The organism is Arthrobacter sp. G119Y2 (genome assembly GCF_038069765.1).
Taxonomy (GTDB): Bacteria; Actinomycetota; Actinomycetes; order Actinomycetales; family Micrococcaceae; genus Arthrobacter_B.
On the sequence record NZ_JBBPFS010000006.1, the window covers coordinates 106485 to 121220 of the forward strand.

At 65.6% G+C, this 14736-nt stretch carries 11 protein-coding genes; 4 read left to right on the plus strand and 7 right to left on the minus strand.

Annotation, left to right across the window (positions count from 1 at the left end; translation table 11 throughout):
- Positions 1-32: 32 nt before the first annotated feature.
- Positions 33-596 (minus strand): HutD/Ves family protein, encoded by a 564-nt coding sequence (locus tag WKB88_RS14135; RefSeq protein ID WP_341395187.1) that lies wholly within the window; start codon positions 594-596, stop codon positions 33-35.
- Positions 597-603: 7 nt separating this feature from the next.
- Positions 604-1089 (minus strand): pyridoxamine 5'-phosphate oxidase family protein, encoded by a 486-nt coding sequence (locus WKB88_RS14140; protein WP_341395188.1) that lies wholly within the window; start codon positions 1087-1089, stop codon positions 604-606.
- 93 nt (positions 1090-1182) lie between these two features.
- On the opposite strand from WKB88_RS14140, the gene WKB88_RS14145 reads away from it, so the two are divergent.
- The gene (locus WKB88_RS14145; protein ID WP_341395189.1) at positions 1183-1650 is read left to right on the plus strand and encodes a YccF domain-containing protein; all 468 of its coding nucleotides are present in this window, start codon (positions 1183-1185) and stop codon (positions 1648-1650) included.
- A gap of 8 nt (positions 1651-1658) precedes the next feature.
- Here the strand turns inward: WKB88_RS14145 and WKB88_RS14150 are convergent, their stop codons facing one another.
- The 4 genes from WKB88_RS14150 to betT all read right to left on the minus strand — a co-directional run bounded on the left by WKB88_RS14150 (position 1659) and on the right by betT (position 8897).
- Positions 1659-3626, minus strand: coding sequence for a penicillin-binding transpeptidase domain-containing protein (locus WKB88_RS14150; RefSeq protein WP_341395190.1), 1968 nt, complete (start codon positions 3624-3626; stop codon positions 1659-1661).
- Positions 3627-3723: 97 nt separating this feature from the next.
- Positions 3724-5295: a GMC family oxidoreductase gene (locus WKB88_RS14155; RefSeq protein WP_341395191.1), complete on the minus strand. Its 1572-nt coding sequence runs from the start codon at positions 5293-5295 to the stop codon at positions 3724-3726.
- A gap of 6 nt (positions 5296-5301) precedes the next feature.
- Positions 5302-6786 carry an aldehyde dehydrogenase family protein gene (locus tag WKB88_RS14160; RefSeq protein WP_341395192.1) on the minus strand — a complete coding sequence of 495 codons (1485 nt, stop codon included), beginning with the start codon at positions 6784-6786 and terminating at the stop codon, positions 5302-5304.
- Positions 6783-8897 carry a choline BCCT transporter BetT gene (gene betT, locus WKB88_RS14165; RefSeq protein ID WP_341395308.1) on the minus strand — a complete coding sequence of 705 codons (2115 nt, stop codon included), beginning with the start codon at positions 8895-8897 and terminating at the stop codon, positions 6783-6785. The genes WKB88_RS14160 and betT overlap by 4 nt, the downstream gene beginning before the upstream one ends.
- A gap of 367 nt (positions 8898-9264) precedes the next feature.
- On the opposite strand from betT, the gene WKB88_RS14170 reads away from it, so the two are divergent.
- Both WKB88_RS14170 and clpB read left to right on the plus strand, forming a co-directional pair.
- The gene (locus tag WKB88_RS14170; protein ID WP_341395309.1) at positions 9265-9876 is read left to right on the plus strand and encodes an SRPBCC domain-containing protein; all 612 of its coding nucleotides are present in this window, start codon (positions 9265-9267) and stop codon (positions 9874-9876) included.
- 181 nt (positions 9877-10057) lie between these two features.
- Positions 10058-12688, plus strand: a complete 2631-nt coding sequence (gene clpB, locus WKB88_RS14175) for an ATP-dependent chaperone ClpB (RefSeq protein ID WP_341395193.1) — start codon at positions 10058-10060, stop codon at positions 12686-12688.
- 39 nt (positions 12689-12727) lie between these two features.
- On the opposite strand, the gene WKB88_RS14180 is transcribed toward clpB, so the two are convergent.
- Positions 12728-14062, minus strand: coding sequence for a septum formation family protein (locus tag WKB88_RS14180; protein ID WP_341395194.1), 1335 nt, complete (start codon positions 14060-14062; stop codon positions 12728-12730).
- Positions 14063-14337: 275 nt separating this feature from the next.
- Between WKB88_RS14180 and WKB88_RS14185 the strand changes: the two genes are divergently transcribed.
- Complete coding sequence (locus tag WKB88_RS14185; protein WP_104102792.1) at positions 14338-14574, plus strand: DUF3073 domain-containing protein; 237 nt, start codon at positions 14338-14340, stop codon at positions 14572-14574.
- Positions 14575-14736 lie beyond the last annotated feature (162 nt).

Here is a 14736-nt window from a genome sequence, read left to right on the forward strand (position 1 = left end):
AGGCCGTCGGCTCACACCTTGAGTTCGGTCCGTCAGTCCAGGTCATAGAACGAGACGACGGCGGCGAAGCCCCGGCCCACGACAGCAGGCCGCTCGGGCCCGCCAACCACGGTGTCCAGGGGGCCCAGTGCCGAGGCTGAACCGTCGGCGGCGGTGACGCTTGCCGCGCCGTGCAGCAGCACCACAAACTGTCCCTCGCCAATGGTCTGCGGGTTCTTCTTGGAGAGCTCGGCGACCAGCACGGAAGCTCCGGTCGAGGCCCGGTCAGCAACGGTGTTCAGCACCGTCACCGGCCCGGTGGGCAGCGCTGCTTCGGCGGGGGAGTCACCGGAATACCGGAAGGGCCGGAACCTCTCCATCCCGTGCTCAGCGCCGTCAACGGTGAGCACCAGCAGCTCGCCCTCGACCGGCACCGTGATCCGGTCGCTGCCGGGAAACGGGGTAAAAGCGCCGGGCTTGTCGATGGAGGCAATGCTCAGGCGCCACCCGGTTCCGGAGGACACCTCCTTGACGCGGCCGTTGTTTTTCCCCCACGGGACAGAGGGGAGATCGGCAAAGCGGATGACCGGGGTGCCGGTGTTCTGGGGACTGCTCACGGTGTCCTTACTCGATGGAGGGCAGCGGAGTGCTGCCGCGCAGATAGTGCCGCCGGGCTGCACTGTTAATGAGGAAGCTGCGCCCGCTGGTCTGCACGGGTTCGATCCGGAGGAAATGGTTCTTTTCCCCGGCCTGCCAGGGGAACAGCGGAAGCTCCTCGGAAGCCAGGATGTCTTCAATGCTCTCCAGCTGCACGGCTCTGCCCTTCAGGACAACGCTCCAGGCCTTGCCGAGGCGGTCGTCATATCCGTCTACTTCGAAAGCGACCGCACCACCCTCAAGGGCGCCCGCGAGCTTCGTTCCCTCAGCCGTACGGAAAATCACCGAACCCCTGTCCACGACAAAGTTAATCGGGAAAATCTCGGGATGCCGGTCGACTACCACGGCCAGCCGGCCGATGGCCGCTTGGCGGATGTAGTCCCAGCACTGGTTGGCCGTTAGTTCGGCGGGCTTCTCGGCAGGTGTTCCGGCATCATCTTTGATAGGCAACATGCCCTCAGTCTAGTTGCAGCGGCCAGCTTCGCCGGAAACCGGCGCTGCTCCCGGGATATGGTGCCGCCGGGGCCAGTGCCCCACAATGAGACGATGAACCTCATCCTGAACATCATCTGGCTCCTGTTCGGCGGCATCTGGCTGGCACTGGGCTATGTGCTGGCCGGCATTGTCTGCTGCCTCCTGATTGTGACCATCCCGTTCGGCATAGCTTCGTTCCGGATCGCCGCCTACGCCTTCTGGCCGTTCGGCCGGACTGTGGTGGACCGCGGCGGATCTCCCGGGCTGCTGTCCACGGTCGGCAACGTGATCTGGCTGGTCGTGGCCGGCGTGTGGATCGCGGTGGGACACATCCTGACTGCCATTCCCATGTTCATCAGCATCATCGGCATTCCGCTCGGCATCGCAAACCTGAAGATGGTGCCGATCTCCCTGATGCCGCTGGGCAAGGTCATTGTCCCGACCGGCCGTCCCGGGGTCACTCCGTACGGTGCGGCCGCTCCTTACGGGCAGGCGGGATCTTACAGTGCCGCGCCGGGATACGGCCAGTACCGCAGCTAGTTCCGCCGCTATCCGGCCGCTCCGTCCAGGAAGGCCTTCATGAGCGGACCGCCGGAGGTGGAGCCCAGTTCACCCTCGGCGACAAACACGGCCACGGCCAGGTCTCCTTGGAGTGCCACCACCCAGGCGTGCGTCCGCGGCGGTGTTTCGCTGCCGAACTCGGCGGTTCCGGTTTTCGCCAGCACCGGTTCGCCCGGGACATCCAGCAGCATGGCAGCGCCGCCCTCGGTCACCACGCCGCGCATCAGCTCACGCAGCGATGTTGCCTCCGCAGCGGTCAGGGATCCGGGGTCGGCGGCTTCCGCAGGCTCAGGCTCAGGCTCAGGGGCAGCGGAAGCCGACGGCGAAGTGCCGGTCTCCGCTGTCGCAGCAGAATCCGCGGCGGCGGCCGTGACCAGGACGGGAGCCACGCGTTCACCCTTTCCAACGGACGCGGCAGCAACGGCCATGGCCAGCGGCGAGGCCAGCAGCTCGCCCTGGCCGATCATGGAGGCGGCATGGTTGGTGCCTTCGGCGGTTTCCGGAACCGAACCGAAAAATGCCTCAGTACCGATGGGCTGTTCCACGCCGATGCCCAGATCTGCGGCAGCGGCGGCCAGTGCCTCCTGGGGAACCGCATCCCGGGTGCTAATAAACGCGGTGTTGCAGGACTGGGCAAAGGCATCGCGCAGCGGAATGTCTCCGACAAAGGCTGCCGGATAGCTGCCGGCGTTGTTGAATTTGCGGCCGTCAACCATCAGCTCGGCCGGGCAGGACAGCACACTGTCAGGAGTGCTTCCCTGCCGGAGGAGCGCCAGGGAGGTGGCAATCTTAAAGGTGGATCCCGGCGGATACTGGCCCAGCAGAGCGGTCTGCTGCCCCTCGCTGCCGGGGCCGTTTGCCACGGTAAGAATTTCACCGGTGGACGGCCGGAGCGCCACGATGGCGGATGCTGAGGGCTCGTCCTCAAGCACCGATTCGGCGAGGGCCTGCAGCCTCGCGTCGAGGCTCGTCTTCAGCGGCGTTCCCGGTTTCGGGGCGGAGGTGAAGGCTTCCGAGGAGACTTCCCCGGCGGCATCCATCACCATCACCGTGATTCCGTCCGTGCCCCTCAGCTGGGCATCGTACTGCTGCTGCAGTCCGGAAAGCCCGGCCTGGTCTCCGGCCGCCAGCACGCCGTCGGATTCCTCGATCAGTTCGGCGGTTGCTTCTCCCACCGAACCGAGGAGAGCGCGGGCGAAGGTGCGGGTGGGGGCAAGGGCCATGGTGGCCGGAAGTGCGACGGCGCCGGGGATTCCGGCGACCCGTTCCGGCAGATCCGGCTCTTCCTCGGCGCGGAGGGTAATGGCCTCCACGAAAGCTTCCGGGCCGGCGGCTTCGACGCTGGCGGTGTAGGCTGCCGGGTCCAGTTCCAGCAGTGTTGCGAGGGCAGCGGCAGAGGCGGCCTGGGCTGCCGCGTCGACCTTGGTCTTGTCGATCCCCGCACGGAAGACGCCGCGCTGGGTCACCAGTGCCTCATCGCCCGCGCCCAGGATGTCGGCGCGCGCGGCCGGCTCGCTGGTCCGGACAAGCCGCTGGTCATCCGAGAGGCCGGTGAAGAGGACAGCCGGTTCCCAGCGTGTCTGCCACGAATCGTCGTCGGCCCGTTCGAGCGGAGCAGTGGTCTCGTAGGTCCAGTCCGCGGTCTCATCCCGGTCGAAGTCCCAGGCATAGCTGAGGCGGGCCGTGGCGGCGTCGTCGCCGTCCTCCTGAACTCCGGCGACGGTGACGTCGGGCTCCACATCCCCCAGGCCGGCCAGGATTTCTTCAAGCTCTGTGCCAACATTCGCCGGATCGGTGTCGGCAAAGGAAAGCCCGGCGACATCCCGGGCGGCGATTCCCTTGGCCAGCGACTCGGCCGCGTCCTGCGGCGAGGGTTTGTCCTCCGAGCAGGAGACGAGCGTCAGTGCCAGGGCCGAAGCGGCCAGGACGGAAGTGATGGTGCGAATTTTCCCCATCCGCACAGAGTACCTGCGCTCCGGAAAAGAAACGCCGAAGGGGCGGCGGGAGTGTTTCCCCCACCGCCCCTTCGGCGTTCCCTGCTGGCTGCCGGTCTTATGACCTGCGCGCAGCCTTGATCAGGTCCGCGCAGCGTTCACCGATCATCATGGTGGTGATGTTCGGGTTGACGGTAACCAGCTCAGGCATCACCGACGCATCGGCGACCCGCAAACCGGTGACTCCCTTGACCCGCAGCTGCGGATCCAGCGGCGACATCACGTCTTCGGCAGCTCCCATCCGGACGGTGCCGGCCGGGTGGTACACCGTGTTGTGGGTCTTTTTGATGTACTCGGTGATTTGTTCATCCGTTTGTACGTCTTTGCCCGGGTACAGTTCCTCGCCGGCCCATTCCGCCATGGCCGGCTGGGAGACAATTTCGCGGGCTTTCCTGATCCCTGCCACCATGACCCGCAGGTCATGCGGGTCCGTGAAGTAGCGCGGATCCACCATCGGCTTGTCCCGGAAGTCCCGGCTGCGCAGCCGGACGGTGCCGCGGGAGCGGGCGTGCGTGACGTTCGGGGTCAGGCAGAAACCGTTCTCCGTGGTGGGGTATCCGTGCCGCAGGGTGTGCATATCAAACGGCACCGCCCCGTAATGGAACATCAGGTCCGGCCGGTCCAGTCCCTCTTCGGTGGGAGTGAAAATCCCGATTTCCCACCACTGGGTGGAGGTTTCGGGCATCGGCTTTTTGGCCTCCCACTGAATCACGCCCTCGGGGTGGTCCTGCAGGTTGGATCCGACGCCGGGGGAGTCCACCCGGACCGGTACGCCGCGCTCCACAAGGTGCTCCGCGGGGCCGATGCCGGAGAGCATCAGCAGCTTGGGGGAGTCGATCGCGCCGGCGGCGACCACTGTCTCGATCCGGGCCCGCAGCGTGTGGGCCCGGCCAAACGGATTGTTCACGACGGCGACGCCGGTGCAGCGGTTGGCCTCATCGAAGGTCAGTTCCTTCGCCAGGACACCGGTGAGGAGGGTGAAGTTCTCCCGCTCCATGATCGGATGAATGTAGGAGACCGAGGATGAGGACCGGGTGCCGTCGGCGCGGCGGTTGAGCTGGAAGAAGTTCGCTCCGTTGATCACCGTCTCGCCGGTGTTGAACTTCACGCGCGGAATGCCGGCCTGCTCGCAGGCATCCAGCAGCGCCACCCCGCACGGGTCCGCCGGGGGAATGTTCATCAGGTGCACGGGGCCGGAGTCTCCGTGGTGCGGGGCCTCCGGGCCGGCGTCCTCGTTGGACTCCAGCCGCTTGTACAGGGCGAAAGCCGTTTCCGCGTTCCAGCCCTCGGCCCCGAACTTGGCCTCCCACTCGTCGATGTCCTCGCGCGGGGCCCAGAAGGCGATGCAGGAGTTGTGGCTGGAGCAGCCGCCCATCACCTTGGCGCGGGCGTGGCGCATGAAGGAGTTGCCGTTTTCCTGCGGTTCAATCTGGTAGTCCCAGTCATAGCCGGATTCGAGCAGTTCCATCCAGCGGTTCAGCTGGAGGATTACCTCTTCGCCGCGGTCATCGGGGCCGGCCTCAACCAGCGCCACCTCGACGTCGGGGTCCTCGCTCAGCCGGGCGGCCACAGCCGCGCCGGCGGAGCCGCCGCCCACCACGATGTAGTCGAATTCGGTCTTTTCAGCCATGTAGCCCTAGGCCTTTCCGTGATCGGTGAACCAGCCGGTCACCTGCGGGTTGATGTTCTGGTAAATGTGCTTGGCTTCCTGGTATTCACCGAGCCCGGTGGGTCCGAGCTCGCGGCCGATGCCGGACTGGCCGTATCCGCCCCATTCGGCCTGCGGCAGGTAGGGATGGAAATCGTTGATCCATACGGTTCCGGCGCGCATCCGCCGGGCCACGCGCTGGCTCTTGCCGGCGTCGGAGGTCCAGACGGCTCCGGCCAGTCCGTAGTCGGTGTCATTGGCGAGTTTCACGGCCTCGGCTTCGCCGTTGAACGTCTCCACCGCGACTATGGGGCCGAAGGCCTCGTCCTTAAGAGCAGCAGTGCCGCTGTCCACGTTGTCCAGCACGGTGGGAGCGTAGTAGAAGCCCTTCTCCAGCTCCCCGGTGCCCCAGGTGCCGCCGCAGCGGATGCGGGCGCCTTCCTCGACGGCCTTGTTCACGTACGCGGTGACCTTGTCGCGGTGGGCCGCGGAGATCAGCGGGCCGGTTTCGGTGTCCGCGTCGAACGGGCCGCCCATCCGGATCATTTCGGCGCGGCGTGCCAGTTCGGCCACGAACCGTTCGGCGATCGGTTCCTCCACGAGGAGCCGGGCTCCGGCGGAGCAGACCTGGCCGGAGTGGACAAAGGCGGCGTTGAGGGCGTTGTCCAGTGCGGCGTCGAAGTCTGCATCGGCGAAGATGATGTTGGGGTTCTTGCCGCCCAGCTCCAGGGCGACCTTCTTGACCGTCTTGGCGGCGGAAGCGGCAATCACCTTGCCCGTGGCCACGCCGCCGGTGAAGGAGACCAGGTCCACGTCCGGGGACTCGGAGAGCGGCGCGCCGGCAACTGCCCCCGCCCCGAGCACGAGGTTGGCGACACCGCGGGGCAGGCCGAGTTCCTCCAGCACCTGCATCATCAGGATGGAGGTGTGCGGGGTCAGCTCGGAGGGCTTGAGGATGAAGGTGCAGCCGGCGGCCAGGGCCGGGGCAATCTTCCAGGCTGCCTGCAGCAAAGGATAGTTCCAGGGAGCAATCAGCCCGCAGACGCCCACGGGCTCGTACTCAATGCGGCTGACGACGTCGTTGTTGCCGGCGTCGACAATCCGGCCGGCATTGGAACCGGCGATCTTGCCGAAGTAGGTGAAGCAGGCAGCGATGTCGTCCATGTCGATTTCGCTTTCCACCAGGCGCTTGCCGGTGTCCCTGGTTTCGGCCAGGGCAAATTCATCCTTGCGTTCCTTCAGCCTGGCGGCGACCTTCAGCAGGAAGTCTCCACGCTCCGGTGCGGGCACGCCGGCCCATTCCCCGCGGTCCCAGGCGGCCTTGGCGGCGGCGATGGCTTTTTCCGTGTCTTCCCGCGTTGCTTCGGAGACCGCGCCTACGAATTCTCCGTCCGCAGGATTGTGGATCTCACGGGTGCCTCCGTCGGATGCGGGCACCCACGCTCCGTCAATGAACAGTGTGGCGGTTGTCATGCTCGTCCCTCCTCGCTGAGAAAATCAGCTTCCCAGTTATCTTTTGGAACCTGGTCCTCCGCGATGGAGGTATTGCCCGGCACCTCACGGTTGAGGTGCAGGAATTCCAGGTGGGTTTCGTAGTGGTCCAGGACATCGGTGATGACCTGTTCCTTGGTGTAGCCCATGAGGTCGTAGCCGTGGCTGCCCTCAAGGGAAAAGACCTCCATACGGAAGTACTTGCTGTCCGCCGACGCGTTGCTGGCGTAGGACGGGGTGTCGTACTGCACGGGGTAGATCTGGTATTTGAAACCGCGCTCCTCCGCCATGCCCACCTGCAGGTCCAGGTGGTGGATGCCGTGCGGGGCCACCTCGCCCTCGCAGAGCACGACGTCGGCGCCGCGTTCCTGAAGTTCGTCATGGACTTCCTGCAGCGCCGGCCGCGCCACGGTCTGCAGGAACCGCTCCGCGGCACGGGGTCCGGGATAGGTCATGACGCGGGAGAGCCGCTGGCGCCAGCTGCGGCCGCTGCGGGTGTCCAGGCTGCGGCCGGCGATGATGCCCGGCAGCGAAGCGCGGTAACTGTCCGTCAGCGAGTTTTCCACGCGCAGGGCCTTGTAGACGCCGAGCATGATGAACAGCAGCAGGATGGACAGCGGCAGGCCCATGATGATGGTGGCGTTTTGCAGGGTGGTCACTCCGCCCACCATGAGCATCGCCAGGGTCAGCAGGCCGGTGACCACTGACCAGAAGACGCGCAGCCACTTGGGCCCGTCGGAGTCGGCGTCCTTGAGGTGCGAGGTGAAATTGGCCATGACCAGGGCGCCGGAGTCGGCGGAGGTCACGTAGAACAGCAGGCCGGTGAAGGTGGCGACGGCGGCCGTCACCGGAGCCCACGGGTACTGCTCGAGCAGCCCGTAGAAGGCACGTTCCGGCTGGTTCATGGCAACCTCGCCGAAGGCCGCATTGCCGCCGATGACCAGGTCCAGGGCTGAGTTCCCGAAGATGGAAATCCACAGCAGGATGAAGGCGAACGGAACGATCATGGTGCCGAGCACAAACTGGCGGATGGTGCGGCCCCGGGAAATGCGGGCGAGGAACAGGCCCACGAACGGTGCCCATGCAATCCACCAGGCCCAGAAGAACAAGGTCCAGGAACTCAGCCATTCATCCGGCCGGTCATAGGCCATGGTGTCCATGGTCATTGCCGGAAAACGGCTGAGGACGTCGCCGGTGTTCTGCACGATTCCGTCCAGCAGGAAATTGGTCTTGCCCGCAATCAGCACAAAGAGCATCAGTCCGACGGCGAGAATGACGTTGAGCTCCGAGAGCCGGCGGATGCCCTTTTCCACGCCGGAGACCACGGAGATGGTGGCCATGACGACGGACAGGGCAATCAGGGCTATCTGCACGGTGAGGTTTTCCGGCAGGCCGAACATGAAGCTCAGTCCGTAGTTTAACTGGACCACACCGATGCCGAGCGAGGTGGCAATGCCGAAGATGGTGCCGAGCAGGGCGGCAATGTCCACGCCGTGGCCGATGGGTCCCTCGATCTTCTTGCCGAAGATCGGGTAGAGGGCGGAGCGGATGCTCAGCGGCAGGTTGTGCCGGTAGGCGAAGTACCCCAGTGCCAGGCCCATCAGGGCATACAGCGCCCACCCGGTAATGCCGTAGTGGAACAGGGTCAGGACCAGGGCCTGCCGCGCGGCTTCCGCTGTGGCGCCGTCGCCGGTTGGGGGCGCAAGGTACTGGGTGACCGGCTCCGACACCGAAAAGAACATCAGGTCGATGCCGATGCCGGCTGCGAAGAGCATCGCGGCCCAGGTGAAGACGCCGAACTGCGGTTTGGAATGGTCCGGGCCGAGTTTCGTTTTGCCTACCCGGGACAGGGCGGTAACCAGGACAAAGACCACGACCAGGCTGACTACCAGGAAGTAGTACCAGCCCATGTTGGCCGACACCCAGCCCACCATCGAGCCAATGACGGACTCGGCGTTCTCGGTGGCCAGCATGGCCCAGAGGGCGATGGCAAGGATGCCTGCGGCAGACCCGACAAAGACCGTTCTGTTAACCCTGGTCCGTGGTTCGGCGACTTCCGCCGCGTCCGGTTCCGCAAGTTTGGCCACTTTGATCAATCCTTCGGGTTGCTGGAGGTGTTCCCGCTCCGGCCGCCGGCAGTTTCAAAGCAGCGCCGGCAACGCACAGTTCCAGTCTGACAAGGCACGAAGGAACTGCGGGGGGCTCCTGAAGGAGCGGGAACCGAGGCAATATGAACTTATCAAACACGATTTAATGGCTCCGATTTCAGTGACTCCCATCACGAACCTGCATCTCAGCGTACCTGTGCACCGCGGATTTTCCCTGCTACCGTTTTCGGAAAGAGGCTGCCTGCGGCCCTGACCACAACTCGCTTCCACTGATCCTGCTGACGGCCACTCGGCGTCGACGGCCGCTGGAGGACCCGGAACTGGTGGCCGGTTGTTCTACAGAGGAGTGGAAATGATGTCCGAAGAGAAGTCCGCGCTTACGCAAACCGAGCGAACCTTCGGCCGCCGCCAGATCCAGGCGGGCCACGCGCTCATGATGTTGATTTCGCGGGCCATACCCCACCCGATCGGTGAAGTGTGGGCGGCTGTCACTGATCCCGACCGGCTGGAACAGTACGTGGGCCGGCCCGAAGGCGACCTGAGGCGGGGCGGCACGTACGAGCTGCCCGACGGCACCCGCGGAGACATCCTCCGCTGCGATCCGCCCCGGATGCTGACCCTCTCGGTGCAGCGCCCCGGAGGGCACTCGGCGGAGCTGGAGCTGCATCTGACCGCCGAGGATTCCCGTACGCGCATCGATCTGAAGTACGCGTCCGTCCGCAAGGGGTTTGTGCTGATCGATGCCGCTTCCGGCGAGTGGGCGGCGGGTCCGGGATGGGAATTCTTCCTCGACAGCCTCTCTGACTTCCTGAACGGGGAGAATCCTGAAGAGCCGCTGGGCATCATCGGCTGGCGGACGTTCGAGGGAGAGCAGCTGGGCCTGTACCAGGCACGGAATGCCGAATGGGAAAAGGTAAAAGCCGACTGGGACCACGAGCACGAGGCCACTCCCGGCCCCTCCTGATGTTCTTCCCGGGGCCCTTCTTTTTAAGAGCCTTCACAGGCGCTGAAAGCCTGTGGATAACTTTACATCCTAAGTTGAGCGGATTAGACTCAAGTTTGTTGCGTCCGGACGGGTGATACCTGCGTGGAGCCGCGCTCCGGAAGCCGGGAAGCCACGTTGTTGAGGTTGGAAGGAGCCCGTAGTGGACACCAAATTCACGAACAAGAGCCAAGAGGCGCTGCAGGCGGCTGCAATGAACGCCACCACCGCGGGCAATCCCCAGATCGAGCCCGCCCACCTCCTGAAGGCACTGATGGACCAGCGCCAGGGGGTGGCCGTGGCACTGCTCAAGGCCGCCGGCGCCAATCCGGACACCGTCAGTGCTGCCGCCAGCAATGCGATCCATGCCCTGCCGTCGTCATCGGGCTCCTCTGTGGCGCAGCCGCAGTTTTCCCGCCCCATGCTTCAGGTGATCACTGCAGCCCAGCAGGAAGCCGAGCAGCTGGGAGATGCGTATGTCTCCACGGAGCACCTGCTGCTGGGACTGTCCCTGGACAGCGGTGCTGCGGGCAAGGCCCTGCGGGACAACGGTGCGGGCCACGACGCCCTGCGGACAGCCCTTCCATCCGTTAGAGGAGACCGAAAAGTGACTAACGCAGACCCCGAAAACACTTTCCAGGCATTGGAAAAGTTCAGCACCGACCTCACGGAGATGGCGCGCAGCGGCAAGCTGGACCCCGTCATCGGCAGGGACTCGGAAATCCGCCGGGTGATCCAGGTGCTGAGCCGGCGTACCAAGAACAACCCGGTCCTGATCGGCGAGCCGGGGGTGGGCAAGACCGCCGTCGTTGAGGGGCTGGCCCAGCGCATCGTCGCCGGAGACGTTCCGGAAAGCCTCAACGGCAAGACCCTGCTTTCCCTGGACCTGGGGTCCATGGTTGCCGGAGCGAAGTACCGCGGCGAGTTCGAAGAGCGGTTCAAGGCAGTCCTGGAGGAAATCAAGAACGCCGAGGGTCAGATTGTCACCTTCATCGATGAGCTGCACACCGTTGTCGGTGCCGGCGCAGCCGAGGGGTCAATGGACGCCGGAAACATGCTCAAGCCCATGCTTGCCCGCGGCGAGCTGCGGCTCATCGGTGCCACCACGCTGGATGAATACCGCGAGAACGTGGAAAAAGACGCCGCGCTGGAACGCCGCTTCCAGCAGGTCTACGTGGGCGAACCCAGCGTTCCGGACACCATCGGCATCCTGCGCGGGCTGAAGGAACGGTACGAGGCGCACCACAAGGTGGCAATCGCCGACTCGGCCCTGGTTGCCGCCGCCACGCTGTCCAACCGCTACATCACCGGCCGCCAGCTGCCGGACAAGGCCATTGACCTGGTGGATGAGGCGGCCTCCCGGCTGCGCATGGAAATCGACTCCGCGCCGGAAGAGATCGACGAGCTCCGCCGCGCCGTGGACCGGCTGACCATGGAAGAGCTGGCCCTGGCCAATGAAACCGACTCGGCCTCGGTGGAGCGGCTGGAAGTGCTGCGCGAAGACATGGCCAATAAAAAGGAACAGCTGGCGGCACTGAACGCCCGCTGGGAAGCGGAGAAGGCCGGGCTCAACCGGGTCGGCGACCTGAAGGCGCAGATTGACGAGCTGCGCTCCGAAGCGGAGAAATTCCAGCGCGACGGCGACCTGACCGAGGCCTCCCGGATCCTGTACGGAGAGATCCCGGCCCTGCAGAAGGAACTGGACGCCGCCCAGCAGGCGGAGGAAAGCAAGTTCGGCGAGGAAACCCGTGAACTCATGGTCTCCGAGGAGGTCACCGCTGACGACATAGCCGAGGTGGTGTCCGCGTGGACCGGAGTTCCGGCCGGACGGATGCTGCAGGGGGAGTCGCAGAAGCTGCTCACCATGGAAGAGAACATCGGCTCCCGCCTGATCGGTCAGACCAAAGCCGTCAATGCCGTCTCGGACGCGGTGCGCCGCTCCCGCGCCGGTGTCAGCGACCCGGACCGCCCCACCGGCTCCTTCCTCTTCCTGGGCCCCACCGGCGTCGGCAAGACCGAGCTGGCCAAGGCCCTGGCGGAGTTCCTCTTCGACGACGAGCGCGCGATGGTGCGCATCGACATGAGCGAATACTCGGAGAAGCACTCCGTGTCACGGCTCGTCGGTGCCCCTCCCGGCTACGTCGGCTATGAGGAAGGCGGCCAGCTGACCGAGGCGGTCCGCCGCCGGCCCTACTCCGTCATCCTGCTGGACGAGGTGGAGAAGGCGCACCCGGAGATTTTCGACATCCTGCTCCAGGTGCTCGACGACGGCCGCCTCACCGACGGCCAGGGACGCACGGTGGACTTCCGCAATGTCATCCTCATCCTGACCTCCAACCTGGGGTCACAGTTCCTCGTGGACCCGGGACTGGCCGAGGACCAGAAGCGGGAAGCGGTCATGGGCATGGTCAACGCGAACTTCAAGCCGGAGTTCCTGAACCGGCTCGACGACGTCATCCTGTTTGACCCGCTGAGCCTGGACGATCTGTCAAAGATCGTGGACATCCAGGTGCGGGCTCTGGCCGACCGCCTGCACGAGCGCCGGCTGGTGCTGGATGTCACCGATGCCGCACGCGAGTGGCTGGCCCTCACCGGCTACGACCCGGCCTACGGCGCCCGGCCGCTGCGCCGTCTCGTCCAGCGCGAGATCGGCGACAAGCTCGCCCGGGGAATCCTGGCAGGCAAGATCACCGACGGCGACACCGTGCTGGTGGACCGCCCGGAGGGCAACATGGCCGTGGACGGCGAGGAGCTGGTGGCCGAGCCGGTGGGGCTGTCGGTGGAAGCGGCCTAACGCGCTTCCTGCCGGGGCCCGGCCAGGGGCTGCGCCGACCTACTGCTCAAGCAGGGATTCGGTCAGCTCCTGGTCGGAGCCCGCGACCACAAAGCAGTCAATCCGCCGGTCCCCGTCCCGCCAGGATTCGGGGGTGGGGATTACCTTGTTTTCCTGCAGGTCCAGGTCGCCGCGCTCAGCCAATGCGTCCGAATACCGGACCTCGGAGCAGATCTCGGTGGCACGGGATGACAGCGCCTCGGTGCCGGGGAAGTCATCGGCGTCCGGGTAGGTGTCAGTGGCCACCAGCTGCGCGTTATGCGGCGTCTCGCAGGTCACCACGGTGGTGGGCTCGTTGATTCCGGTGAAGTCCTGCAGGCAGGCACCGGTTTCCAGCTCGATCGGCGCCACATCTTCATCCAGCACGCCCGGTTCCTTCTCGGAATTGCCCAGAATGACAGTGAAGAACAGCACCACCAGCACGGCCAGGACCCCGATGATTCCGATGATCATCAGCAGGCGCTTGTTCCGTCCGTTGCCGGCCGGCTCCGACGAAGGGGCAGGATCGGTCCGCCGCGAACGGCGCGACTCGGCGGGATCCGCTGCGGCGGCAGCTGCGGCGGCAGCTCCTGCTGCGGCGCCACCTGCGGCCGCACCGGCATGGTCGTCCGCCGTCGGCTTGGAGCCGTCCTCCGTGTCCGCGGTCGGGGCGGCATCGCCCTCCGCCTGCGTGCCGGTGTCCGTGCCTGCCGCCTGCGTGCCGGTTTCCGTGCCTGCCGACGGCTTGTCGTCACGAGCATCGGACGAGTCGCCGGGCGAGTCACCTGTCATGGGCGCAGCCGCTGCAATCCCGTCGGTACGGTTTACTGCCGCCGGATGGTTGGCTGCCGGATCGGTCAGCACAGCGGCGTCCGCTGCCTGGGCTTCCACTTCCTTGACTTCAGCCGTGGCGTCCCTGAGCGATGCGGCCTCGGCAGCAGCGGAACTGATGTCCGCCTCTCCGAGCGCCGGGGTTTCCAGCGTGACGTCATTCGGATTGGTCACCTCCGGTTCGGCAGCGGGCTCTTCGGCAGCGGGCTCTGCGTCGGCGGGTTCACCGGGCTCTGCCTCGAATGCTCCCTCCCAGACCTTGCCGTCATGCTCTCCGTTCCCGGAAAGCCAGGCGGGAGCCTCCGTGTGGGCCTCCAAGTCCGGCAGGCCGGCTGCCGGGGCTTCGGTGCCTGTCGGGGCTTCGGCGTCGGCAGGGGCAGCCGCGTCGGCCTCAGCCGGTACGGTGCCTGCAGCATCCGCTTCCGCGGGAACCGGGGCCTGCCCTTCGACGGTGTCCGGGGTCGCCTCGGACGCTCCCGAGGGGGCAGGAGTGCCCGCCCCCTTCGTGCTTTTTTTATCGCTCATGGTGAACGTCAGTCCTCACTGTAGGCGGCCCTCCGGGGGCCCCAAAACTGTCTCTACCCCTGACTTTACCCAGTCTCTGCGGGGTGGCGCAGGAAAGGGGGGTTTGGGGCGCGCGGTCAAAATGCGCCTCCCAGCGCCACAAAGGGCGAGGCGGGGCACAAGGCGGCCCGAAAACATGTAACCTGTACTTACGACAAATTGACCAAATATTCCGGGGCCTCGCTCACTTGCTCAGAGCGACCACCTCCGGATCGACGCAAAAAGGGGGTCACGCCATGGGGCGCGGCCGTCAAAAGGCAAAAGCAACCAAGCAGGCCCGGGAAATGAAGTACTTCACCCCGGCCACGGACTACTCGGCACTGCAGCGCGAGCTTGCGGGACCAACGAGCCGTCCATCGAGTCGATATCCCGAGGAACCGGCCGAGCCGGATTACTCGGCGTACGAAGATAAGTACGCGGATCAATTTGGCGACGATGACGACGATGAAGGTACTTCCCGCCGCACCGGCTAGAGCGGCACTTCAAAGCGTCGGCCAATTGCTATCCTTCAGCGGATCACCCCAGGGTGTATCCGCTGAAGGCCGTTAACGCCCATTCGCTGCCGGTTCACCCGGCCGTCGAACGGGAAAGGGTGCGCATCCCTGCGGATACGCACCCTCTTATCTCGCCGGCTC